The organism is Streptomyces sp. NPDC087428, assembly GCF_044744085.1.
GTDB lineage: Bacteria > Actinomycetota > Actinomycetes > Streptomycetales > Streptomycetaceae > Streptomyces.
In genome coordinates, this window is record NZ_JBIUXR010000003.1 from 17,140 (window position 1) to 41,274 (window position 24,135).

The 24,135-nt window shown below is 71.4% G+C and carries 21 protein-coding genes; 14 read left to right on the top strand and 7 right to left on the bottom strand.

The annotated features are described in order from the left end of the window. Positions 1 to 21 precede the first annotated feature (21 nt). The 6 genes from scy to ACIO3R_RS07465 all read left to right on the top strand — a co-directional run bounded on the left by scy (position 22) and on the right by ACIO3R_RS07465 (position 9,096). Positions 22 to 3,804, top strand: coding sequence for a polarized growth protein Scy (gene scy / locus ACIO3R_RS07440; RefSeq protein WP_402104271.1), 3,783 nt, complete (start codon positions 22 to 24; stop codon positions 3,802 to 3,804). Positions 3,805 to 3,992: 188 nt separating this feature from the next. Then, positions 3,993 to 4,931: a cellulose-binding protein gene (locus ACIO3R_RS07445; protein ID WP_123461699.1), complete on the top strand. Its 939-nt coding sequence runs from the start codon at positions 3,993 to 3,995 to the stop codon at positions 4,929 to 4,931. 120 nt (positions 4,932 to 5,051) lie between these two features. After that, positions 5,052 to 6,089 carry an ABC transporter ATP-binding protein gene (locus tag ACIO3R_RS07450; RefSeq protein WP_385040710.1) on the top strand — a complete coding sequence of 346 codons (1,038 nt, stop codon included), beginning with the start codon at positions 5,052 to 5,054 and terminating at the stop codon, positions 6,087 to 6,089. A 4-nt stretch (positions 6,090 to 6,093) separates the two neighbouring features. Then, positions 6,094 to 6,873, top strand: coding sequence for an ABC transporter permease subunit (locus tag ACIO3R_RS07455; RefSeq protein WP_385040712.1), 780 nt, complete (start codon positions 6,094 to 6,096; stop codon positions 6,871 to 6,873). Between the two features lie 136 nt (positions 6,874 to 7,009). Continuing rightward, positions 7,010 to 8,233, top strand: a complete 1,224-nt coding sequence (locus ACIO3R_RS07460; RefSeq protein WP_402104276.1) for an ATP-binding cassette domain-containing protein — start codon at positions 7,010 to 7,012, stop codon at positions 8,231 to 8,233. Continuing rightward, entirely contained in the window at positions 8,230 to 9,096 is an 867-nt protein-coding gene (locus ACIO3R_RS07465; protein WP_385040717.1) for an ABC transporter permease, read from the top strand. Before ACIO3R_RS07460 ends, ACIO3R_RS07465 begins: the two co-directional genes overlap by 4 nt. A gap of 32 nt (positions 9,097 to 9,128) precedes the next feature. On the opposite strand, the gene ACIO3R_RS07470 is transcribed toward ACIO3R_RS07465, so the two are convergent. Further along, positions 9,129 to 9,458, bottom strand: coding sequence for an ATP/GTP-binding protein (locus tag ACIO3R_RS07470; RefSeq protein WP_363026968.1), 330 nt, complete (start codon positions 9,456 to 9,458; stop codon positions 9,129 to 9,131). A gap of 210 nt (positions 9,459 to 9,668) precedes the next feature. Between ACIO3R_RS07470 and ACIO3R_RS07475 the strand changes: the two genes are divergently transcribed. Beyond that, the gene (locus ACIO3R_RS07475) at positions 9,669 to 10,712 is read left to right on the top strand and encodes an LLM class flavin-dependent oxidoreductase (RefSeq protein ID WP_402104280.1); all 1,044 of its coding nucleotides are present in this window, start codon (positions 9,669 to 9,671) and stop codon (positions 10,710 to 10,712) included. Positions 10,713 to 10,802: 90 nt separating this feature from the next. Here the strand turns inward: ACIO3R_RS07475 and ACIO3R_RS07480 are convergent, their stop codons facing one another. Beyond that, entirely contained in the window at positions 10,803 to 11,195 is a 393-nt protein-coding gene (locus ACIO3R_RS07480) for an SCO5389 family protein (protein ID WP_006127608.1), read from the bottom strand. 263 nt (positions 11,196 to 11,458) lie between these two features. On the opposite strand from ACIO3R_RS07480, the gene nucS reads away from it, so the two are divergent. Next, on the top strand, positions 11,459 to 12,130 hold the full coding sequence (gene nucS / locus ACIO3R_RS07485; protein ID WP_402104283.1) for an endonuclease NucS: 672 nt from the start codon (positions 11,459 to 11,461) through the stop codon (positions 12,128 to 12,130). 101 nt (positions 12,131 to 12,231) lie between these two features. Here nucS and ACIO3R_RS07490 read toward each other — a convergent pair whose 3' ends face one another. The 4 genes from ACIO3R_RS07490 to ACIO3R_RS07505 all read right to left on the bottom strand — a co-directional run bounded on the left by ACIO3R_RS07490 (position 12,232) and on the right by ACIO3R_RS07505 (position 17,144). Continuing rightward, positions 12,232 to 14,721 (bottom strand): ATP-binding protein, encoded by a 2,490-nt coding sequence (locus ACIO3R_RS07490; RefSeq protein ID WP_402104285.1) that lies wholly within the window; start codon positions 14,719 to 14,721, stop codon positions 12,232 to 12,234. A gap of 241 nt (positions 14,722 to 14,962) precedes the next feature. Beyond that, a complete protein-coding gene (locus ACIO3R_RS07495; protein WP_018102617.1) occupies positions 14,963 to 15,286 on the bottom strand; it encodes an STAS domain-containing protein in 324 nt (107 codons plus the stop codon). Between the two features lie 238 nt (positions 15,287 to 15,524). Then, entirely contained in the window at positions 15,525 to 16,373 is an 849-nt protein-coding gene (locus ACIO3R_RS07500) for a 3-hydroxyacyl-CoA dehydrogenase family protein (RefSeq protein ID WP_385035248.1), read from the bottom strand. Between the two features lie 129 nt (positions 16,374 to 16,502). Continuing rightward, positions 16,503 to 17,144: a TetR/AcrR family transcriptional regulator gene (locus tag ACIO3R_RS07505; protein ID WP_385035242.1), complete on the bottom strand. Its 642-nt coding sequence runs from the start codon at positions 17,142 to 17,144 to the stop codon at positions 16,503 to 16,505. Between the two features lie 89 nt (positions 17,145 to 17,233). Here ACIO3R_RS07505 and ACIO3R_RS07510 point away from each other — a divergent pair, with 89 nt between their 5' ends. The 3 genes from ACIO3R_RS07510 to ACIO3R_RS07520 are packed head-to-tail and all read left to right on the top strand — an operon-like array spanning position 17,234 to position 19,364. Further along, entirely contained in the window at positions 17,234 to 18,016 is a 783-nt protein-coding gene (locus ACIO3R_RS07510) for an ABC transporter ATP-binding protein (RefSeq protein ID WP_402104289.1), read from the top strand. Positions 18,017 to 18,028: 12 nt separating this feature from the next. Further along, on the top strand, positions 18,029 to 18,778 hold the full coding sequence (locus tag ACIO3R_RS07515; protein ID WP_402104293.1) for an ABC transporter permease: 750 nt from the start codon (positions 18,029 to 18,031) through the stop codon (positions 18,776 to 18,778). A 13-nt stretch (positions 18,779 to 18,791) separates the two neighbouring features. Further along, positions 18,792 to 19,364 (top strand): cob(I)yrinic acid a,c-diamide adenosyltransferase, encoded by a 573-nt coding sequence (locus tag ACIO3R_RS07520; RefSeq protein ID WP_385035236.1) that lies wholly within the window; start codon positions 18,792 to 18,794, stop codon positions 19,362 to 19,364. Positions 19,365 to 19,383: 19 nt separating this feature from the next. On the opposite strand, the gene ACIO3R_RS07525 is transcribed toward ACIO3R_RS07520, so the two are convergent. Further along, positions 19,384 to 19,932 carry a hypothetical protein gene (locus ACIO3R_RS07525; RefSeq protein ID WP_402104296.1) on the bottom strand — a complete coding sequence of 183 codons (549 nt, stop codon included), beginning with the start codon at positions 19,930 to 19,932 and terminating at the stop codon, positions 19,384 to 19,386. Positions 19,933 to 20,083: 151 nt separating this feature from the next. Here ACIO3R_RS07525 and ACIO3R_RS07530 point away from each other — a divergent pair, with 151 nt between their 5' ends. From ACIO3R_RS07530 to ACIO3R_RS07540, 3 genes are all read left to right on the top strand, one after another. After that, positions 20,084 to 21,280 (top strand): sensor histidine kinase, encoded by a 1,197-nt coding sequence (locus ACIO3R_RS07530; RefSeq protein ID WP_385035231.1) that lies wholly within the window; start codon positions 20,084 to 20,086, stop codon positions 21,278 to 21,280. Further along, positions 21,277 to 21,924 (top strand): response regulator, encoded by a 648-nt coding sequence (locus tag ACIO3R_RS07535; RefSeq protein WP_402104299.1) that lies wholly within the window; start codon positions 21,277 to 21,279, stop codon positions 21,922 to 21,924. Before ACIO3R_RS07530 ends, ACIO3R_RS07535 begins: the two co-directional genes overlap by 4 nt. 178 nt (positions 21,925 to 22,102) lie before the next feature. After that, positions 22,103 to 23,983: a glycosyl hydrolase family 18 protein gene (locus ACIO3R_RS07540; RefSeq protein WP_385035227.1), complete on the top strand. Its 1,881-nt coding sequence runs from the start codon at positions 22,103 to 22,105 to the stop codon at positions 23,981 to 23,983. The last annotated feature ends 152 nt before the right edge of the window (positions 23,984 to 24,135 follow it).

The window sequence follows — 24,135 nt, forward strand, 5'->3', positions numbered from 1 at the left end:
GGGGAAGGATGGGACCGCGCAGTGCGGGGCTACGAACGCCAGGAGAGCCACCGAGCTGAAGACGACCATCTCTCTCGGTTCGAGGCCGAGATGGACCGGCTGAAGACCGACCGGGAGAAGGCCGTCCAGCACGCCGAGGACCTCGGTTACCAGGTCGAGGTCTTGCGCGCCAAGCTGCACGAGGCCCGCCGCAGTCTGGCGACCCGTCCCGCGTACGACAGTGCGGACATCGGCTACCAGGCGGAGCAGATGCTCCGTAACGCCCAGGTCCAGGCCGAACAGCTGCGCAACGACGCCGAGCGCGAGCTGCGCGACGCCCGCGCGCAGACGCAGCGCATCCTCCAGGAGCACGCGGAGCACCAGGCCCGGCTCCAGGCCGAGCTGCACAACGAGGCCGTGCAGCGGCGCCAGCGGCTCGACCAGGAGCTGGCGGAGCGCCGCCAGACCGTCGAGTCCCACGTCAACGAGAACGTCGCGTGGGCCGAGCAGCTGCGGGCCAGGACCGAGTCCCAGGCCCGCCGGCTGCTGGAGGAGTCGCGGGCCGAGGCCGAGCAGGCGCTGACCGCCGCCCGCGCCGAGGCCGGCCGGCTGGCGGACGAGACGCGGCAGCGGCTCGGTTCCGAGGCGGAGTCCGCACGGTCCGAGGCCGAGTCGATCCTGCTGCGGGCCCGCAAGGACGCCGAGCGGATGCTGAACGCCGCCTCCGGCCAGGCGCAGGAGGCCACCGCTCACGCCGAGCAGCTGCGTACCTCGACGACGGCGGAGACCGAGCAGACCAGGCAGCAGACCGCCGAGCTGAACCGGACCGCCGAGCAGCGCATGCAGGAGGCCGGGACGCAGCTGCGCGAGGCCCGGGTGGAGGCCGAGAAGGTCCTGTCCGAGGCGAAGGAGGCCGCGGTCAAGCGGCTGGCCGCCGCCGAGTCGCAGAACGAGCAGCGCACCCGTACCGCCAAGTCGGAGATCGCCCGGCTGGTCGGCGAGGCCACCAAGGACGCCGAATCGCTGAAGGCGGAGGCCGAGCAGTCGCTCGCCGACGCCCGCGCGGAGGCGGACCGGCTCCGTTCCGAGGCGGCCGACGCCGCGCGCACCGCCGCCGCCGAGGATGCCGCGGCCCAGCTCGCCAAGGCGGCCCGTGCCGCCGAGGAGGTGCTGACCAAGGCGTCCGACGACGCGAAGTCGACCACCCGGGCGGCGGGCGAGGAGGCGGACCGGATCCGCCGCGAGGCCGAGGCCGAGGCGGACCGGCTGCGCGGCGAGGCCGCCGAGCAGGCCGACCAGCTCAAGGGCGCGGCCAAGGACGACACCAAGGAGTACCGGGCCAAGACGGTCGAGCTCCAGGAGGAGGCCCGCAGGCTGCGCGGCGAGGCCGAGCAGCTGCGCTCCGAGGCGGTCGCAGAGGGCGAGCGGATCCGCGGCGAGGCCCGCCGGGAGGCCGTCCAGCAGATCGAGGAGGGCGCGCGGACCGCCGAGGAGCTGCTGTCCAAGGCGAAGGCCGACGCGGAGGAGCTGCGCGGCGCCGCGGGCACCGAGAGCGAACGGGTCCGCACCGAGGCCACCGAGCGGGCCGGCACACTGCGCAAGCAGGCCGAGGAGGCCCTGGAGCGGGCCCGCGCCGAGGCCGAGACGCTGCGCACCGAGTCCGAGGAGCAGGCGGAGTCGACGACGTCCGCGGCCGAGCGTGCGGCGGCGGAGCTGCGCGAGGAGACCGAGCGCGCGGTAGCGGCGAAGCAGGCCGAGGCGGCGGACGAGCTGGCCCGGCTGCACACCGAGGCCGAGAACAAGGTCGCCACGGCCGAGCAGGCGCTCGGCGAGGCGCGCACCGACGCGGAGCGCGTCCGGCGCGAGACGAACGAGGAGTCCGAGCGGCTGCGCGCCGAGGCCGCCGAGCGGCTGCGCACCCTCCAGGAGCAGGCCGAGGCCGAGACCCAGCGGCTGCGCGACGAGGCCGCCGCGGATGCCGCGCAGTCCCGTGCGGAGGGCGAGAGCGTCGCCGTACGGCTGCGCGGTGAGGCGGCCGCCGAGGCGGAGCGGCTGAAGACCGAGGCGCAGGAGAGCGCCGACCGGGTGCGGTCGGAGGCCGCGTCCGCCGCCGAGCGGGTGGGCACGGAGGCCGCGGAGGCGCTGGCCGCCGCCCAGGAGGAGGCGAACCGGCGCCGCCGCGAGGCGCAGGAGACCCTCGACGGGGCACGTGCAGAGGCGGACCAGGAGCGCGAGCGGGCCCGCGAGCAGAGCGAGGAGCTCCTCGCCTCCGCCCGCAAGCGGGTCGAGGAGGCGCAGGCCGAGGCCCAGCGTCTGGTCGAGGAGGCGGACGGCCGGGCGACCGAGATGGTCTCCGCGGCCGAGCAGAAGGCCCAGCAGGTACGGGACGCGGTCAGCGGGCTCCAGGAGCAGGCCGAGGCGGAGATCGCCGGGCTGCGCTCCACCGCCGAGCATGTCGCGGAGAGGACGAGGTCCGAGGCGCAGGAGGAGGCGGACCGGGTCCGCGCCGACGCCTACGCGGAGCGGGAGCGCGCCGGCGAGGACGCGGCCCGGATCCGCTCCGTCGCGAAGGAGGAGACCGAGGCCGCGAAGGCGATGGCCGAGCGGACGGTCTCCGACGCGATCGCGGAGTCGGAGAAGCTGCGGGCCGACACCGCGGAGTACAGCCAGCGGATGCGTACCGACGCGTCCGACGCGCTGGCCTCCGCCGAGCAGGATGCCTCGCGCAGCCGTGCCGAGGCCCGCGAGGACGCCAACCGGATGCGGTCGGAGGCGGCGGTCCAGGCCGACCGTCTGATGTCGGAGGCGACCACCGAGAGCGAACGGCTCGTGGCGGAGGCCGCGCAGCAGGCGGCGCGGATCGGTGACGAGGCGGCGGGCGAGTCGGAGCGGCTGCGGGCGGAGGCGGCGGCGACCGTCGGTTCCGCGCAGGAGCACGCGGCCCGGACCCGCGAGGAGTCGGAGCGGCTGCGCGCCGACGCGGAGGCAGCGGCCGAGCAGATGCGTGCAGAGGCCCGCCAGGAGGCGGACCGGCTGCTCGACGAGGCGCGCGAATCGGCCTCGAAGCGCCGGGCCGACGCCGCGGAGCAGGCCGACCAGCTGATCAACAAGGCCCAGGAGGAGGCGCTGCGCGCCGCCACCGAGGCCGAGGAGCAGGCCGACACGATGGTCGGGGCGGCCCGGAACGAGGCCGTCCGGATCACCTCCGACGCGACGGTCGAGGGCAACTCCCTGGTGGAGCGGGCCCGGACGGACGCGGACGAGCTGCTGGTCGGCGCGCGCCGGGACGCCACCGCCATCCGGGAGCGGGCGGAGGAGCTCAGGACCCGGCTGGAGGCCGAGATCGAGGAGCTGCACGACCGTGCCCGGCGGGAGACCTCGGAGCAGATGAAGACGGCCGGCGAGCGCGTCGACAACCTGATGAGGGCGGCGACCGAGCAGCGCGACGAAGCCGCGGCGAAGGCCAAGGAGCTGCTGTCCGACGCCAATTCGGAGGCGAGCAAGGTCCGGATCGCCGCCGTGAAGCGGGCCGAGTCGCTGCTGAAGGAGGCCGAGCAGAAGAAGGCCAGCCTGGTGCGCGAGGCCGAGAAGCTGCGCTCCGACGCCGAGTCGGAGGCCAAGCGGACGGTGGACGAGGGACGGCGGGAACTCGACGTCCTGGTGCGCCGGCGCGCGGACATCAACACGGAGATCTCCCGTGTCCAGGACGTACTGGAGGCGTTGGAGTCTTTCGAGACCCCCGCGGCGGGCGGTAAGGGCGCCGACAGCGTCAAGGCCGGGGCCACGGCGGGTACTCGTTCGAGTGGCAAGCCGTCCGATGGGTAGGTCCCGTCCGGTGGGCTCCCACGGCCCGGCAAGGACATTCAGCCCCCCGAGTAGCAAGGGTTGCGGGGGTCAGCCACTCAAAAGAGGTGTCATTCTCCAGATCAAACAGGCATCTGCTCGATGACACGCCGTCCGGGCCCCTAGGATTCCCTCTATCACCTCACCGGTCTTACTTCGACAGGAACCCCATGAGTGACCCTTCCTCCCCCTTCGGCTTCGAGCTCGTGCGGCGTGGTTACGACCGCGGTCAGGTGGATGACCGCATTACCAAGCTCGTCGCCGACCGTGATAGTGCTCTCGCCCGCATCACGTCTCTGGAAAAGCGCATCGAGGAACTGCACCTCGAAACGCAGAACGCCCAGGCCCAGGTGAGCGACGCGGAGCCGTCGTACGCCGGTCTCGGCGCGCGCGTGGAGAAGATTCTCCGCCTTGCCGAGGAGGAGGCGAAGGACCTGCGAGAAGAGGCCCGTCGCGCCGCCGAGCAGCACCGCGAGCTCGCCGAGTCCGCAGCCCAGCAGGTGCGCAACGACGCCGAGGCCTTCGCCGCCGAGCGCAAGTCCAAGGCCGAGGACGACGGCGTCCGCATCGTCGAGAAGGCCAAGGGCGAGGCCACCACGCTCCGCTCGGACGCGCAGAAGGACGCCGCGCAGAAGCGCGAGGAGGCCGACGCCCTCTTCGAGGAGACCCGTGCCAAGGCCGCCCAGGCCGCCGCGGACTTCGAGACCAACCTCGCCAAGCGCCGCGACCAGTCGGAGCGCGACCTCGCGTCCCGCCAGGCCAAGGCCGAGAAGCGTCTGGCCGAGATCGAGCACCGCGCCGAGCAGCTCCGCCTGGAGGCCGAGAAGCTCCGTACGGACGCCGAGCGCCGGGCCCGTCAGACGGTGGAGACCGCGCAGCGCCAGTCCGAGGACATCGTGGCGGACGCCAACGCGAAGGCCGACCGGATCCGCAGCGAGTCGGAGCGCGAGCTCGCGGCACTCACCAACCGCCGCGACTCGATCAACGCGCAGCTGACCAACGTCCGCGAGATGCTGGCGACGCTGACCGGCGCCGCCGTGGCCGCCGCCGGCACCCCCGCCGACGAGGAGCCCGCCTCCCGCGGCGTCCCGGCCCAGCAGACCCGCTGACGCCAGGGAACAACGCGATAACGACCGGTGGTCCCCCGACGCACCGGTCGGTCCGACACCGACGCGCCCGGTTCCACCCTTGTGGTGGCGCCGGGCGCGCGGCCGTTCTAGCGTGAACGCATGATCGAGCTCGATGGTCTCACCAAGCGTTTCGGCAGCAAGGTCGCCGTCGACCGGTTGTCGTGCCGGATCAGGCCCGGGATGGTGACGGGTTTTCTGGGCCCCAACGGGGCGGGCAAGTCCACCACGATGCGGATGATGCTCGATCTCGACAACCCCACCGGCGGATCGGTACGCATCGACGGGAAGCACTACCGCGAGCTGGAAGAACCCCTGAAGTACATCGGTGCGCTGCTCGACGCCAAGTCGATGCACGGCGGCCGCAGCGCGTACAACAACCTGCTCTGTCTCGCGCAGTCCAACCGGATCCCGCGGAGCCGGGTGACGGAGGTCCTGGACACCGTCGGTCTGACCGCGGTGGCGAACAAGAAGTCCAAGGGCTTCTCCCTCGGCATGGGGCAGCGGCTGGGCATCGCCTCCGCGCTGCTCGGCGACCCCGAGATCCTGATGTTCGACGAACCCGTCAACGGTCTGGACCCCGAGGGGATCCACTGGATCCGGAACCTGATGAAGACGCTCGCCTCGGAGGGCCGGACGATCTTCGTCTCCTCGCACCTGATGAGCGAGATGGCACTGACCGCGGATCACCTGATCGTGATCGGCCAGGGGAAGCTGCTGGCCGACACCTCGATGGCCGACTTCATCCACCAGAACTCCCGCAGTTACGTGCGGCTGCGCTCGCCGCAGCAGGAGCGGCTGCGGGACGTACTGCACGAGGAGGGCGTCATCGCGGTCGAGTCGGGCAACGGCACGCTGGAGATCGACGGCGCCGCCACCGAGGACCTGGGCGAGCTCGCCGCCCGGCACAGCATCGTGCTGCACGAGCTGAGCTCCCAGCGGGCTTCGCTGGAGGACGCCTTCATGCAGATGACGGCCGACTCCGTGGAGTACCACGCGCACTCCGAGCGGGGCCCCGAGCCGCCGCCGGTGGGACCGCACTGGGGCGACCGGTGGAATCAGCCGCCCGGCGCCGATCCCGGTCCGCCCGACGGCACTCCCGGGGCCCCCGGCGGGTCCGGCACCGGCAAGGGGGCGTGACGCGATGGCATCGGTACCCGCGGTCCTGACCTCCGAATGGACCAAGATCCGTACGGTCTCCTCGACCACCTGGACGCTGATCTCCGCGTTCGTCGTCACCGTCGCGATGGGCGCGGCCCTCTGCGCGGTGATGAACTCCCAGTTCAGCAGCCTCTCCGACGCGGAGCGGGCCACTTTCGACCCCACCTACGTCAGTTTCTCCGGGATGATCCTCGGTCAGCTGGCGATGGTGGTCTTCGGGGTCCTGGTGGTCGGTACGGAGTACAGCTCCGGCATGATCCGTACCTCGCTGGCGGCCGTGCCGCAGCGTGCCACGTTCCTCTTCAGCAAGATGCTGGTGGCCGGTGTGCTGGCCCTGGTGGTCGGCCTCGCCACCAGCTTCGTCACCTTCTTCCTCGGTCAGGCCCTGCTCGGCGACCACGGCACCGGCATCGGCGCGGACAACGTGCTGCGGGCGGTCTTCGGCGGCGGCATCTACATGGGGCTGATCGCGGTCTTCTCCATGGCGGTGGCGACGATGCTGCGCAGCTCCATGCTGTCGCTCGGCATCCTGATGCCGTTCTTCTTCCTGGTCTCCCAGATCCTGTCGGCCGTACCGGGTGCCAAGAGCGTCGCCCGGTACTTCCCCGACCAGGCCGGGTCCAAGATCATGCAGGTGGTGCCCGACGCGATGAACAGCAGTCCGGCCCCCTACGGGCCGTGGGCCGGGCTGCTCATCATGGTCGCCTGGGTGGCGGCCGCGGTGATCGGCGGCTTCCTCGTACTCAAGAAGCGGGACGCCTGAACGGGCCCGTCCGGGGGCGCGCCGCCGCAACGCTTTGGCCGGAACCGCAAAGGCCTGGTTATCCTCCTAACTCTTACGGGGGCGTGCGGCCTGACGGCTCGGGCCCCGACGACAGATAAGTCGATGGGGCTGGAGCATGATCGAGGCAGTCGGCCTGACCAAGCGCTATGGCGCGAAGACGGCCGTGCACAACCTTTCCTTCCAGGTGCGGCCGGGCACCGTCACCGGATTCCTCGGTCCCAACGGGTCGGGCAAGTCGACGACCATGCGCATGATGCTCGGCCTGGACCGGCCGACCGCCGGCCATGTGACGATCGGCGGCCACGCCTACCGCAGTCTGCCGAACGCCCCGCGCCAGGTGGGCGCGCTGCTGGACGCCAAGGCGGTGCACGGCGGCCGCAGCGCCCGCAACCACCTGCTGTCGCTGGCCCAGCTCGCCGGCATCCCCGCCGCCCGGGTCGATGAGGTGCTCGGTGTCGTCGGCCTCCAGGACGTCGCCCGGAAGCGGTCCAAGGGCTTCTCGCTCGGCATGGGACAGCGGCTGGGCATCGCCGCCGCACTGCTGGGCGACCCTCAGGTGCTGCTCTTCGACGAACCGGTCAACGGGCTCGACCCGGAGGGCATCCTCTGGGTCCGCAACCTGATGAAGATGCTGGCGTCCGAGGGCCGCACCGTCTTCGTCTCCAGCCATCTGATGAGTGAGATGGCACTCACCGCCGACCATCTGATCGTGATCGGCCGCGGCCAGCTGATGGCCGATATGAGCATCACGGACTTCATCTCGGCCAACTCGGCCGACTTCGCCCGGGTCCGGGTCCAGGACAACGGGTCCGAGCAGCGGGAGAAGCTCACCGCCACCCTCATCGAGGCGGGCGGCCAGGTCATGTCGGAGCCGGACGGCGCCCTGCGGATCACCGGGCTGAAGCTGCCCCGGATCAGCGATCTGGCCCATGACGCCGACGTACGGCTGTGGGAGCTCTCGCCGCACCAGGCCTCGCTGGAGGAGGCGTACATGCGGATGACGCAGGGCGCCGTGGACTACCGCTCGACGGCGGACCAGAGGGCCGGTCTGCAGCAGCCCTTCCCGGACGGCGGATACGGGCAGCAGCACCCCGGGTACGCGCCGCCGCAGCCCGCCGCCCCCGAGGTGCCGCAGCAGGGCTGGTACGCCCCGCCGCCGCCCGGGGACAACCCGTACGCGACAGCCCCCGGACCGGGCGGGCAGCCGGCCGCGGCCCCGGTGGCGCCTCCCGCCGCTCCCCAGGCTCCCGCCCCCACCGCTCCCGCCCCGGCCCCGGCAGCGCCCGCCGGGGCTCCCGCGGACCCGACCGCGCGCGACACCAGCGAGGACCCCCGATGACAACGCCGCCGACGCCGTACCAGCAGCAGGCGTACCAGCAGCCGCCCGCACCGCAGTGGAGCGAGCGGGCCGGCTCCTACACCTCGCCGATCCCGGTGCGCCGGGCCACGCTCGGCGACGCGATCGCCTCCGAGTGGACCAAGATCCGTTCGGTGCGCTCCACGATGTGGACGCTCGGTGTCCTGATCGTGCTGCTGCTCGTCATCGGCCTGCTCTCCGCGGTCGCCGTCGACATGTCCGACACCGATCTGGGCTCCACCCCGGTGCTCAGCCTCGGGTTCTTCGGCGTACTGCTCGGCTCGATCTGTGTGATCACGCTCGGCGTGATGACGATCGCCTCGGAGTACGGCACCGGGATGATCCGTACGACGATGACGGCCTGCCCCAGCCCCGGCCGGGTGCTCGGCGCGAAGGCCATCGTCTTCTTCCTGCTCACCTTCGTCCTGACGACGGTGATGACCTCGGTCGTCGCGGTGCTCCAGACGGCCATCCTGGACGCCGACACGCCCAGCGGTGCGGACTGGCTGCGCAGCACGGTCGGCGTCGGCCTCTACATCGCGACGCTGGGGCTGCTCTCGCTGGCGATCGGCGCGCTGATCCGGCACTCGGCCGGTGCGATCACCGTGATGATCGGTGTGGTGCTGCTGCCGCTCGTGCTGGCGATCTTCATGTTCGCCAAGTCGCTCGCGACGGTCCAGGAGTGGCTCCTGGAGTACTCGATCCCCAACCAGCTCAGCAACTTCTACGACACCTCGGTCACCGCGTCGGGGCCGTCCGGCTGGGAACCGCTGTGGATCATGCTCGTGGTGACCGCCGTGGCCATGGGCGGCGCCTATCTCGCGATGAGCCGCCGGGACGTCTGACCGGCCGCCGCCCCGGCGCCGCCGGGGGACGTTCAGTAGCGAGGCGCGTTCCTGGACCGCTGCACCCGTGTGGTGCGGCGGTCCTTCGCGTTCCAGCACGCCTTGTGCCAGTGCCTGCGGTCGTCGATCCCGCCGTACTCGGGCCAGGCCACCAGGTGCGGGACGCCGGACGGGATCTCCTGGTCGCAGCCGGGGCACCGGTAGTGCTTGCCCACCGCGCTCGCGCCGCTCACCGGGCGGACGGACCAGTCCTCGCCCTGCCACTCCTCCGCGCGCCCGCCACCCCCGTAACGGTCTCCCACCGCGCCGGCGCTCTCGGTGGGACTCTCGCCGCCTCGGGGGCGGTTGCGGCGCGGGGACACGTGACACCTCACGGGGCAGGCTGGGCAGTTCCCGTCCAGCGTAGGGCCATTCGGCCGGGGCGGATGTCCCGCACCGCGCACCACCGGCCCCGGGACGGGACGGGTTACCGGAAAATCGCAACAGCTTCATGCCCGACCGTGCCTTTGGCACGTGTCAGACGTTGTTGCCACTAGGGGAAAGCCGCGTCGGCCGCAAGGAGGCAATAGGCGATGCGTGTGGGAACGTTTGTACTGGCAGGCCAGTTTCCGGGGCAGGGGACCGGGGAGGCGCTGCACCGCGCGATCCGGTCCGCCGAGGTCGCGGAGGAGTCCGGACTCGACTCGGTCTGGCTGGCCGAACACCACTTCGTGCCGTACGGGGTCTGCCCGTCCGCCGTGACACTGGCCGCGCTGCTGCTCGGCCGCACCCGCAGAATCCGGGTGGGCACCGCGGTGAGCGTGCTGCCGACCCAGCATCCGGTCGCGCTCGGCGAGCAGGCCGCGCTGCTCCACCTCACCAGCGGCGGCCGGTTCAGCCTCGGCGTCGGCCGGGGCGGCCCCTGGATCGACCTGGACGTGTTCGGCGGCGGCCTGGAGGCGTACGAGAAGGGCTTCCCGGAGTCCCTGGGGCTGTTGCTCGACTGGCTGCGCAAACCGCGCGTGGCGGGCCGCGGGGAGCGTTACCGCTTCCCCGAGGTGGCGGTGGTGCCCCGGGCCGACGAGCTGCTCGACGGGGAGAGCGGCGAGAACCCCTGCGGTCCCGAGGTGGTCGTCGCGTGCACCTCCCCGAAGAGCGTGCGGCTCGCGGCCGAGAACGGTCTGCCGATGCTGCTCGGCATGCACTGCGGGGACGAGGAGAAGGCCGAGATGGTCGGCCTCTGGCGGACCGCGGCGCTGACCGCGGGCCGTTCGCCGGAGAGTGTGCGGGAGGCCGGGCACGTGTCGGCGGGCGTGGCCCAGATCGCGGACCGCACCGAGGACGCCACCGAGACGCTCGTGAAGGCGATGCCCGGCTGGCTGCGGCAGGGGCTGGACGCCCATGTGACGGTCGACGGCCGGCACCGGGTGATGCGCGACCCGGTCGGCTATACGGAGATGCTGTGCGGCCTTCACCCGGTGGGTCCGCCCCGGCTCGCGGCGGACCGGCTGGCGGCCACGGCGGAGCGCACGGGTATCACCCGCTTCGCGCTCCTGGTGGAGGGTTCGGGCGATCTCGTGGCCACGGAGGAGAACGTGGCGCGTCTGGGCACCGAGGTGCTCCCGCTCCTGAAATGAGCCGCCGGAAGCGCTGTTCCGGCGTACGAACGGGAGCTGCCGCCCCGGACCAGTGGCACCTCCCGCGGCCCGGAACGGCAGCAAAGGTGTTCAGCAGTCCCGTAGTTCGGGCGACTGGTTGAGCAACTGGCCCCTCACCGAGGTGAACTTGGCCAGCCGGTCGTCGACCGAGGCGTCCAGCGGGAACACCGCGACGCGGTGGCAGTTCTGGAACGCCAGGCGCACCCCGAAGTGCCGCTGCAGCGCGCCACGGATGGCATCACTCGCGAGCGCACGCAGCAGCTGGCCGCGTGCCTGCTCGTCCGGCGGCGGCGTCTGGTTGTCGGCGAACTCGCCGCCGTCGACCTTCAGCTGAGCCACCAGCGAACTGATCATCTCCCACGCGAAGGGCAGGGAGGTCCGGACGCAGTCGACGAAGTCGGCTTCGTCGACCTCGCCTCGCTCGGCCTGTTCCAACAGCGCCGGTGAGACGTCGAGCGACATGGGTTCTCCTCTCGCGACCCCGACGGAGGGCCGGGGCCTTACGGGCAGGGAAGGAGGACGGCGACGCAGCGTGCACAGACGGCGACCTCCTGCATCCACGGTAAGGGTGCAGTCCGGGCCGCACCAGGAGATTGGGAACACAACCGGCCAATAACGAAGGGGCTCAAAGACGGACAAGCCAGATTCGGTCGGGTCGGGGCGGGGACGGAGTGACGGGTGGGTGAATCGCGTCGATGGCCCGTCGTCGAGTAGCGTGGCCCACCATGCGTCTCGTCATCGCCCGCTGCTCCGTGGACTACGCGGGCCGGCTCACGGCCCGCCTGCCCTCCGCTCCCCGTCTGATCCTCGTGAAGGCGGACGGGAGCGTGTCGATTCACGCCGACGACCGGGCGTACAAACCGCTCAACTGGATGTCGCCGCCCTGCACCCTGAAGGAGGGCGCCGACGACACCGCGGGCGTCTGGACCGTGGTGAACAAGGCGGGCGAAAAACTGATCATCACGATGGAGGAAATCCTCCACGACTCGTCCCACGAGCTGGGCGTCGATCCCGGCCTGATCAAGGACGGAGTGGAGGCCCACCTCCAGGAACTGCTCGCTGACCGGATCGAGACCCTCGGCGAGGGCTACACCTTGATCCGCCGCGAGTACTTCACCGCCATCGGCCCGGTCGACATCCTGTGCCGCGACGCCGACGGCCAGACCGTGGCCGTCGAGCTCAAGCGGCGCGGCGACATCGACGGCGTGGAGCAGCTGACCCGCTATCTGGAGCTGCTCAACCGCGATCCGCACCTCGCCCCGGTGAAGGGCATCTTCGCCGCCCAGGAGATCAAGCCCCAGGCCCGCGTGCTGGCGACGGACCGCGGGATCGGCTGCGTGGTCCTCGACTACAACGCGATGCGCGGCATCGAGGACGACAAGCTCAGGCTGTTCTGACGCCTCGGACGGCCGGGGGTTCGCGCGTCATGTGACGGGCGAACCCCCGGCCGTCCACAGCCCGTCCGGCGCTTGAGGACGAGGCGCGGGGGCTCCCCGGCTCAGGCCGGCGACGCGCTCCCCGACGGCGACGCGGACTCGTCCGCGCTCGCGCTCGTCACCCCTGACGGCCCACTCGCGGAGTCCGACGAGTCGGGCAGACTCGGCCCGTCCGTCGCGCTGTCCGTGGGCGACGGGGTGTCACTCGGCGACGGGGAACTCGGCGACTCACTCGTCGGCGGCGGAGTCGACTTCGTCGGCGTGGGCGGCTTGGTCGGCCCGGTCGGCTTGTCCGAGGGAGTCGGCCCGTCGCTCGACGGGTTCCCCGAGGAGGACGGGGTGTCCTGCGGGGCGCTGCTCCCCGGGGACGGACTCCCGCTCCCGGTCGGCGCGGCCTCGTTCCCCGTCGGCCCCGGCGTCGACGACGTGGCGCTCGGCGCCGGAGCGGGCGCAACCGCGTCGTCCGTCGACTCGTCGGCCGGGAGCTCGTCCTCGCTGCCGTCGTCCTCGCTCACCGACTGCTCGGTCGAGACAGCGGGGTCGTCCTGCGGATCGCTGTTCGATGTCAGCCCGAGCGTCACCACCGTGCCGAGCACGCCTGCCAGCAGCACACCCGCGCCGGCGGCGACCAGGTTGCGCCGCGCCCCGCCCAGTACCGCGAAGCGGCCGTCCGCCCCGCTCCCGGCGCCCTTCGGAGCGGTCTGCCGGGGCAGCACGGCGGTCTCGTCCGCGTACGACCGCGGCATCGTCACCGGCAGGCCGACCGTCGGGCCGCCGGGCGAGGACGCCTCGAAGCGGCCGGCCGGTATCTCCTCGTTGAGGGGCACACCGCCCGCCGCCGGCCCGCCGGAGAGGTCCTCGACCAGGGCGAGCGCCCGGCGTCCGGCCACGGCGCCCGGCTTGTCGGCCAGGGCCCCGCGCATGCTGATGGAGGTCTCCAGCTCGGCCCTGGCCCGGTCCGGATTGCCGGTGCAGAGCGCGAGTACGCCCAACTCGTGGTGGAAGTACGCCTCTTCGGCGACCTCGCCGGCGATCCGGGCCGCCTCCTGGCCGATCCGCAGGGACTTCTCCCAGGCGCTCCAGTGCAGTCCGGCCGCGAAGGCGGGCGAGGCGCTGCGGGCCAGCAGCACGGCGACGCTGGTCTGTCCGGCACCGTCCCCCGGTACCAGCTGCGTCATCGCCGCGAGGATCGCGTCGGACTCGGCGACCGCCCGTGCGGGGGTGACGGAGGGGTGGCCGGCCCACCAGGCGTAGTGCTGGGCCGCCGTACGGGCCCGGTCCGTGGCGTCGTCCCCGTATCCGGCGGCCTCCAGCTGGGCGACCACACCGGCGGCCAGCCGGTAGCGGGGCCCGGCCGGGGAGAGCAGCCCGCAGCCCGCCAGTTCACCGAGGGCGGCGTCGGCGTGGGTGTCCCCCACGAGCGCCGGCAGATGCGCCTGGTGCGGCACCTCGCCGCCCAGCGCGACCGCGAAGCGCAGGGTGTCGCGTGCGGCCCCGCTCAGCCCTGAGGCGAGCAGTGCGGCGGGCGCGGCGCCCTCGCCGAGGCTGGGCAGCGGCGGTTCGGGGGCCTCGGCCGGCAGCGGCGCCTGCGCGGGCCGGCTGTCGAGGTAGCCGTACTCGTCGTACGCGGTGGGGTCGGCCCGCAGCAGGTCGCGCCGGCGCAGCAGGGCGCCCGCCTGGACGAAGCGCAGCGGAAGGCCCTCGGACTCGAACCAGAGGTCGCCCGCCCAGTTGGTCTCCTCCTCGGTGAGCGGCCGTTCGACCACCCGCTCCATCAGGACGACCGAGGCCTCCCCGTCCAGCCCGGCGAGGAAGACCTCTTCGAGGTGGGAGTCGGCGCCCGGTGCGGGGACGTCGGGCGTCGCGGCGAGCAGGAAGGCGCATTCGGGCGTCGCGTCGAGCAGTTCGTCCAGCGCGGCGCCACCGAACTCCAGGTCGTCCAGGACGACGACGGCGCCGGTGGTGCGCAGCTTCGCCAGCAGCAGTGCCCGGTCCGGGCGGTGCAGCGGTGCGTCGTGGACGGCGTCGAAGAGTCCGTACAGCAGATCGGTGACGGTCCGCTTGTGGCCGCTGAGCCGTACGACTCCGTCCGGTGCGAGCTGAGCGCAGTCCGCGGCAACGGCTTCGAGGAGCGCGGTTCGGCCGGATCCCGCCGGTCCGGTGAGCCGTACCGAACGTCCGCGGGCCAGCAGCCGTACCAGCCGCTCGCGTTCGTCCTCGCGCTGAAGGAGGGGCAGTTGGAGGACCGGCGGGCCGGGTGGCACGGGGGGCGCGGCGGCCCGTTCGCGGTCGGCGCGCTCGGCGGGGGTGCGCCGGACCGGTTCGGCGGGCTGCTCGCCCGGCCGGCACGGTTCGACCTCGCTGCCGTCGACCGGGTTGACCGTGAGCAGGAGGCCGCCCGATATGAGCGGGACGATACGCGCCTGTTGCGGTGTTTGCTGACCGAAATCCGGGGTCAGCGGATCGCGGGTGGGACGCCGTCGGCCGGCGTCCTGCGCGGAGCCGTTCCTGTCGTGGCCGAACTCATCCGGCCCCCGGTGTGTCGGGTCCATCGCCAAAGCCCCCAAGACGCGTCGAGCACGGTTGCCCCTCCCGGCCTCGCACGTCCAGCTGTCGCTTCCGGTCCGGTGTCAGCCAGGTGGGTCCGTCAATCGGCAGACGGCCGAACCCTAAACCTTCGCACAGTATCTACGAACATCCGGGGTGCCGTGCCGCCCGACAGATCACGGTCTCGTGAGGATTGTGCGGCTTCGGCCGCGGGGTGCGGACGGGGGTCCGCCGCCGCCCGGGACCTCAGACACGCGGCAGGGACTCCGCCGCGATTCCGCCCTCGATGGCCAGGATGCGGTGCAGTCTGGTGGCCACCAGAAGGCGTTGCATCTGCGGCGGCACACCGCGGAGCACCAGCCGCCGTCCGGCTCGTCCGGCCCGTCTGTGCGCGCCCATGATGACACCGAGTCCGGTGGCATCCCATGAATCCAGCTCGGTCAGGTCCAGCACCAGATCGCCGACTCCGTCGTCGAGGGCCGAGTGCAGGACCGTACGGGCGTCCGCCGCGCTTCGGACGTCGAGGCGGCCCCCGACGACCAGCTCGGCGTGGTCGCCCCTGATGTGCATATGCGCTCCCCTGGAATGCTCCGTGGCAAGGTCCGTCTGTCTGAAACTGCCTCTGCCCCAACTGACTGCGGCAGCGACAGGGAAGTTGCCGTCTGTAAGCGAACCGATACCGAATTCACTCCGTGGAGTGACTGAGGCCCGCCCTGGACCCGGTGCGGATCCGATGGTCCCGGGAGGCGACCCCCGGGGCCTCCGAGCCCGATTGACGGCGAATCAGGCAACGGAGGACCAAAAACGATCAGTAGGTGTAAAAGCCCTGCCCGCTCTTGCGGCCGATGTCACCTGCATCGACCATCCGGCGCATCAGCTCCGGAGCGGCGAACTTCTCGTCCTGGGATTCCGTGTAGATGTTGCCGGTGGCGTGCAGCAGGATGTCGACGCCGGTCAGGTCCGCGGTCGCGAGCGGCCCCATGGCGTGGCCGAATCCCAGCTTGCACGCGGTGTCGATGTCCTCGGCCGAGGCGACGCCCGACTCGTACAGCTTGGCGGCCTCGACGACCAGCGCCGAGATCAGCCGGGTGGTGACGAAGCCGGCCACGTCCCGGTTGACGACGATGCAGGTCTTGCCGACCGACTCGGCGAACTCCCGTGCGGTGGCCAGGGTTTCGTCGCTCGTCTTGTAGCCGCGTACGAGCTCGCAGAGCTGCATCATCGGCACCGGCGAGAAGAAGTGCACACCGACGACACGCTCCGGGCGCTCCGTCACGGCCGCGATCTTGGTGATCGGGATGGCGGAGGTGTTGGACGCGAGCACGGCGTCGTCCCGGACGATCCCGTCGAGGGCCCGGAAGATCTCGTGCTTCACCTCCAGCTTCTCGAAGACCGCCTCGACGACGACATCCGCGTCGGCGACCGCGTCGAGATCGGTGGTCGTGGTGATGCGGGCGAGCGCGGACTCGGCGTCGGACGCCGCGAGCCTGCCCTTGGCGACGAACCTGTCGTAGGAGGCCTTGATGCCGTCACGGCCACGGGTCAGGGCCTCGTCGGTGACATCGCGCAGCACCACGTCCCAGCCCGCCTGGGCGGACACCTGCGCGATGCCGGACCCCATGAGTCCGGCTCCGATGACGGCGAGCTTCCTGGCCACGTTGGCACCCCTGCTTTCCCTGTGGTTCTCGTCCATGCTCTCCGGCGGAGGTTAGTCCCCGTGAGGGGCGCTGGGGTCGCTAAGAGATGCGCGTCACGTCTCAAATGACGGACATCACACCGGCGGGCGTCATTCGGTGGTGCGCCGGGCGTAGTTGAGGACCTTTTCGCTCAGCAGGTCCTCCATGTCGTCGAGCAGGCACAGGGCTTCGCGGGAGACCTCGGCCGGCGATCGGCCGGCCATCATCTCGCGTCCGACGAGCGCCAGAAGCGTGGTGTGCACCCAGTTGATCTGCCCGGCCATGAGCGACGGCACCGGGTCCCGCGGACGCGCTCCGGTCTCCTCGCGCAGGGTCTCCTCCAGGAGCACCAGGCTCTGCTGCTGCATGTGCCACAGACGGGCCCGGAGCCCGGCCGCGCTCTCCACGACCTTCATGAAGCGGTCGTAGCCGGCCATGAGGCCCACCTGGGCCGAGACCGCCTCCACCTCGGCCCGCAGCTCGCGCAGCACCGCCTCGGCGGCGGACTCGCCCCGGTCGCGGGCGCGCACGAAGCGCGACAGGCGCGCGACGCTGCCCTTGGCCCGGTCGAGGAAGAGGTCCTCCTTGGCCTGGAAGTAGTTGTAGACCGTGTTGACGGAGACTTCGGCCGCCTCGGCGACCTCGGCGATCGTCACCTCGTCGAAACCGCGCTCCAGGAACAGCCCCGTGGCCACATCCGAGATGTGCTGCCTGGCCTGCCGCTTCTTCCGCTCCCTGAGCCCCTCTGCCATGGGCACATCGTAGGCGGCACGCCATTTTTTGATGTCACTGCAATTTTGGAGTCATTGCAATCTTTCAGTAACTCTGTTTTTCTGGGGCCATGACCCTCATCAGCACGTCGGGCCTGGCCCGTACCTTCCGGACGAAACGGGGCCCCGTCGAGGCGGTGCGCGGCATCGACCTCACCGTCGAGGAGGGCGAGATCCTCGGCTTCCTCGGCCCGAACGGGGCCGGGAAGACGACGACCCTGCGCATGCTCACGACCCTGCTGCCGCCCACCGGCGGAACCGCCGACGTGGCCGGCTGCGATCTGGCCACCGACCCCGCCGGAGTGCGCGGGGCCGTCGGCTACGTCGCCCAGTCCGGCGGGGTCGACCCGCACGTGACCGTGCGGGAGGAGCTGGTCACCCAGGGGCGGCTGTACCGCCTGCCCAAGCCCCGGGCCGCGGAGCGGGCCGAGGAGCTGGCGCACGACCTGGACCTGCTGGAGCTGCTGGACCGCAGGACGGCGACGCTCTCCGGCGGTCAGCGGCGCCGCCTCGACATCGCGATGGGACTCACCCACCGCCCCCGGGTCCTGTTCCTGGACGAACCGACCACCGGCCTGGACCCGGCGAGCCGCGCCGGCCTCTGGGACCTGGTCCGCCGCCTGCGCGACGAGCACGGCACCACGGTCTTCCTGACCACGCACTACCTCGACGAGGCCGACGCGCTCTCCGACCGGCTGGTCGTCGTCGACCACGGCGTCGTGGCGGCCGAGGGCACGCCGGAGGCGCTGAAGCTGACGCACGGCGGCTCCAGCGGGGCCACCCTCCAGGACACCTTCCTCGCCATCACGGGCCGCGGCCCCGCGCCCGCCGAATCCGCCCCCGTAGCCGTATAGGACACCGAGACCATGCTTCTTCAGGACACCGCGCTGATCTTCGGGCGCTACGCCCGCCAGACCCTGCGCTCCAGGTTCCAGATCCTCTTCGGCGTACTGATGCCGCTGCTCTACCTCGTGCTGTTCGGACCACTCCTGACCCGCCTGCCCCTGGAATCGCGCGGCAGTTCCTGGCAGGTGCTCGTACCCGGACTGCTGCTTCAACTCAGCCTGTTCGGATCGCTGTTCTCGGGGTTCTCGATCATCGTCGAGAAGAACTACGGAGTCGTGGAGCGCATGCGCGTCACTCCGGTCAGCCGGCTCGCCCTGCTGCTGGGACGGGTGCTGCGGGACGCCTCACTGTTCGTCTTCCAGGCCGTGCTGCTCGTACTCGCCGCGCTGGTCATGGGCCTGCGGGCACCGCTCGCCGGGGTGCTCATCGGATTCGCGTTCGTCGCCCTGCTCACCGTCTCCCTCGGATCGCTGTCCTACGCGATGGCGCTGAGGGTCGACCGGCCGCAGGAGTTCGGACCGATCGTCAACTCGATCTCCATGCCGTCGATGCTGCTGTCCGGCCTGATGCTGCCGATGACCCTCGCACCGGGCTGGCTGGACGTCCTCTCCCGCTTCATGCCGCTGCGGTATCCGGTGGACGCGATGCGGGACGGGTACACCGGCCACTACGCCACCGCCTCGATGCTGTACGGCGTGCTGGTCGCCCTCGGCTTCGCGACACTGGCCGTGACAGTGGGCACACGCGTGTTCCGCAGGGCGGGCGCGTAACTAGGCTGACCGCATGGTCAATCTGACACGTATCTACACCCGTACCGGCGACCAGGGCACCACCGCCCTCGGCGACATGAGCCGGACCGCCAAGACCGATCCGCGGATCTCCGCGTACGCCGACGCCAACGAGGCCAACGCGGCCATCGGGGCGGCCATCGCGCTCGGGCAGCTCACCGATGACGTCGTGAAGGTCCTCGTCCGCGTGCAGAACGACCTCTTCGACGTGGGCGCGGACCTGTCGACACCGGTCGTCGAGGAACCGAAGTACCCGCCGCTGCGGGTCGAGCAGTCCTACGTCGACAAGCTGGAGGCGGACTGCGACCACTTCCTGGAGCAGACGGAGAAGCTCCGCAGCTTCATCCTGCCGGGCGGCACACCGGGCGCGGCGCTGCTGCACCAGGCGTGCACCGTCGTGCGGCGCGCCGAGCGGTCCACCTGGGCGGCGTTCGAGGTGCACGGCGAGGTGATGAACCCGCTTACGGCGACGTATCTCAACCGGCTCTCCGACCTGCTGTTCATCCTCGCCCGGGTGGCGAACAAGGAGGTCGGCGACGTGCTGTGGGTGCCGGGCGGCGAGCGCTGAGGCCGGGCGGGCCCGGCACCTACTCCGCGTCCCGCTTCGGATCCCGCTTCGGGAACAACGTGTAGCTCGCCGCGATCACCAGGTTGATCCCGACCACGAACAGCATCGTCTGCTGCCAGGACCGCAGCGACGCCACGTCCCCGTCGCCCCCCACGTACCAGACCGCCCCCTGGAGCAGCGCCAGCGCCGTCACCGCGGCCAGCGTCCACCGCCCGGCCACCCGCCACTCGTGCACCGCCCGCGCCGTCCCGTACTTCGGCGGCCTCACCGGTGGCGGGCCGCCGGCGAAGCGGTGGGCGACGCGCTCGTCGACCCAGCGGATCGTGGAGTGCCCGAGGCCCACCGTGAAGCCGATGTACACGGCGGCGAGGCCGTGCTTCCAGTCCGGAGCGGCGCCGTTCTTCAGGTCGACGGCGGTCACCACCAGCAGGATCACCTCCAGCAGCGGTTCGCACAGCAGCAGCGCGCCACCGAGCCGCGGCTTCTTCGCCACGTACCGCAGCGCGAGTCCCCCGGCCAGCAGCACCCAGAAGGCGATCTCGCAGAGAACGATCAGTGTGACGATCACGGTCCCGCTCCTTTCCCTCCCCTCCAGCGTCCCCACCGGGACGCGCCCGATCGTCGGCCGGAGTGACGAACCGGCGCTGCATCCTTCGATGTAGTCGCGGCTCACCCCCGGTACGGACGTCCGGTGACGGCCCGCCGTGTTGGATGGGAGGGTGTTCTCTCCTCCCCGCCCCCACCGGGACGACGTCCTCATCGCGGTCAGCGGTCTGCTCGGCGGAGTGGTGCTGTGGCTGCTCGGTCTGCACATGCAGAACGGCCGGCCCCTCGACGCCCCCGGGATCGAGCTGGTCCCGCTCGCCGTGATGTCGGCGCTGGCGCTGCTGCGCAGAAGCGCGCCGCAGTCCGCCCTGGTCATCGGCACCCTCGCGCTGGTCATGGACCAGTTCACGGCCGGGAACCTGGCGACCGTGCTGCTGTACACCGACGTCATGTACGCGGCCGTTCTGTACGGCACTCCGGCGGCCGCCCGGCGGATCCCGGTGACCACCTTCCTGATCACGGTCACCGTCACGATCGGCTTCCTGGCCTGGTTCCGCAGTGCCGAGGCGCTGCTCATCGGCATCGTCACCGGACTGGTCTCGTTCGTGCCCGCCCTCACCGGGGTCAGTGTGCGCAACCACCGCGACGCCGCGGAGACCGAGCGGCTGCGCGCCGATCAGACGGCTCTGCTGGCGGAGATGGACCGGGCGCAGGCGGTGACCGCGGAACGGGCCCGGATGGCGCGCGAGCTGCACGACATGGTGGCCAACCATCTCTCCGCGATCGCCATCCACTCCACCGCGGCGCTCTCCATCGACAACCCGGAGACGTCCCGGAACGCCCTCGGAGTCATCCGGGAGAACAGCGTCGAGGGTCTGGCCGAAATGCGCCGTCTGATCGGACTGTTGCGTACGAATGGACCGGATCCCGGCCCCAGCAGCTCCCCGACCCTGGGCTCGCTGGACGCCCTGGTCGAGCAGCACCGTACGAACGCCGCGTCCAGCGGGCTGACCTGCGTGCTCGAGGACTCCCGCAGCGAGACCGGCCCGCTGCCGGCGCCGGTCGAGCTGGCCGCGTACCGCATCGTGCAGGAGTCCCTCACGAACGCGCTCAAGCACGCCGGGCCCGGCCCGGTCACGGTCCGGCTGGGGCAGACGGGGCGGCGGCTGACGGTGGAGGTCACCAGCGTCCTCGGGAACCGGCCGGGGCCGCGTGCGCCCGGTTCCGGGGCCGGACTGATCGGGATGCAGGAGCGGGTGGCGCTGCTCGGCGGGGAGATCGAGGCGGGGCCGGTGTCCACCGGGAGCGGGACGAAGATCTGGCGTGTACGGGCTGAACTGCCCGTCGGGGAAGGGAGCGTGAGGGCATGACGATCCGGGTTCTGGTGGCCGAGGACCAGTCCGCGGTGCGTGCGGGGCTGGTGCTCATCCTGGGCAGCGCACCGGACATCGAGGTCGTCGGGGAGGCCGGCGACGGGGAGGCCGCGGTGCGCCTGGCCCGTGAGCTCCGCCCCGACCTGGTGCTGATGGATGTGCAGATGCCCAGGCTCGACGGGGTGTCGGCGACGAAGCAGGTGGTCGCGGAGCGGCTGGCGGATGTGCTGGTGCTGACGACGTTCGACCTGGACGAGTACGTCTTCGGCGCGCTGCGGGCCGGGGCGTCGGGCTTCCTGCTGAAGGACACCGAGGCGCACGGCCTGCTCGAAGCGGTACGCACGGTGGCGCGCGGCGAGGGCCTGATCGCCCCGGCGGTGACGCGCCGGCTGATCGCGGAGTTCGCCGGTGCCACCAACGCACCGCCCCTGACCCCTGACCGGGCGGTGCTGGACGCCCTCACCCGGCGCGAGCGCGAAGTGCTGAGCTGCCTGGGCGAGGGCCTGTCGAACGCCGAGGTCGCGGTACGGCTGTCCATGGCGGAGGCGACGGTGAAGACGCACGTCAGCAGGCTGCTGGGGAAGCTGGAGCTGCGCAGCCGGGTCCAGGCGGCGGTACTGGCCCAGGAGTTGGGCGTCTGAGGTTTAGCAGCGCCCGGCTCCGTTCTTTGGTCTGGACCTCTTGACGATTGGTCCAGACCTTCCTAATCTCACCGAACACACTGCGGTGAGTACGCCATGACAAGGCGCACTCAGGGCGGCGCAGGGTTGCAGTCGACGGACCACCCCCGTTTGTCCGGACCTCACCCGAGGAGCACCGTTGAGCACTGAGACCCCCCGCCGGACCCGATTCAGATTCGGGGCCGGGAAAGCCACCAGATCACGAGCCGTCGCGGGCCTCACCGCACTGCTCCTTCCCCTCGCCGCGATGGTCGGCATGGCCTCCCCGGCCGAAGCAGCGACCTCGGCGACCGCCACCTACCTCAAGAAGTCCGACTGGGGCAGCGGCTTCGAGGGCCAGTGGACGGTGAAGAACACCGGCACCACCGCCCTCAGCTCCTGGACCATCGAGTGGGACTTCCCCTCCGGCACCGCCGCCGGCTCCGCCTGGGACGCCACCGTCACCAGCTCCGGCACCCACTGGACCGCCAAGAACCTCGGCTGGAACGGCTCGGTCGCACCGGGCGCCAGCGTCTCCTTCGGCTTCAACGGCACCGGCTCCGGCTCCCCCACGGGCTGCAAGCTGAACGGCGCCTCCTGCGACGGCGGCAGTGTCCCCGGTGACAACGCGCCCTCCGCCCCCGGCACCCCCACCGCGAGCGCCGTCACCGACACCTCTGCGAAGCTGAGCTGGAGCGCGGCCACCGACGACCACGGCATCAAGAACTACGACGTCCTGCGGGACGGCGCGGTCGTCGCCACGGTCACCGGCACCACGTACACCAACACCGGCCTCACCGCCGGCACGGACTACTCGTACACCGTGCAGGCCCGCGACACCGCCGACCAGACCGGTCCGGCCAGCGGCGCGGTCAAGGTGCACACCACCGGCGGCGGGGGCACCGACCCCGGCGGCCCCGGTACCGGTGACAAGGTCAACCTCGGCTACTTCGCCGAGTGGGGCGTCTACGGCCGGAACTACCACGTCAAGAACATGGACACCTCCGGCTCCGCCGCGAAGATCACCCACATCAACTACGCCTTCGGCAACGTGACCGGCGGCAAGTGCACGATCGGTGACTCCTACGCCGACTACGACAAGGCGTACACCGCCGACCAGTCGGTCGACGGCGTCGCCGACACCTGGGACCAGCCGCTGCGCGGCAGCTTCAACCAGCTGCGCAAGCTCAAGGCGAAGTACCCGCACATCAAGATCCTCTGGTCGTTCGGCGGCTGGACCTGGTCCGGCGGCTTCGGCCAGGCGGCACAGAACCCGGCCGCGTTCGCCCAGTCCTGCTACGACCTGGTGGAGGACCCCCGCTGGGCCGATGTCTTCGACGGCATCGACATCGACTGGGAGTACCCCAACGCCTGCGGTCTGACCTGTGACACCAGCGGCCCGGCCGCGCTGAAGTCCCTCACCTCCGCGCTGCGCACCAAGTTCGGCAGCAACAACCTGGTGACCGCCGCCATCACGGCCGACGGCTCCGCGGGCGGCAAGATCGACGTCGCCGACTACGCGGGCGCCGCGCAGTCGCTGAACTGGTACAACGTGATGACGTACGACTTCTTCGGCGCCTGGGACGCGAAGGGCCCGACGGCTCCGCACTCCCCGCTCACCCCGTACACCGGCATCCCGAAGGCCGGCTTCTCCTCGTCCGAGGCCATCGCCAAGCTGAAGGCCCAGGGCGTCCCCGCCTCGAAGCTGCTGCTCGGCATCGGCTTCTACGGCCGCGGCTGGACCGGCGTCACCCAGGACGCGCCCGGCGGTACCGCCACCGGCGCCGCCCCGGGTACGTACGAGGCCGGCATCGAGGACTACAAGGTCCTCAAGAACACCTGCCCCACCACCGGCACCATCGCCGGCACCGCCTACGCGCACTGCGGCACCAACTGGTGGAGCTACGACACCCCGGCCACCATCTCGTCCAAGATGGCCTGGGCCAAGACCCAGGGCCTGGGAGGCGCGTTCTTCTGGGAGTTCAGCGGGGACACCAGCAACGGTGAACTCGTGAGCGCGATGAACAGCGGCCTCAAGTAGTCACCGCCGCACCGCATCCCGCGTAACCCCCGAAAAAGCACCGGGGAGACAGGTCCGCCCCCTGTCTCCCCGGTTTCCGTCTGTGTGGCGCGAGGCCTCAGGCCACGCACCCTCCCCCAGACTTCGTCCGGGAGGTGCCCCCTTCCAGCGAG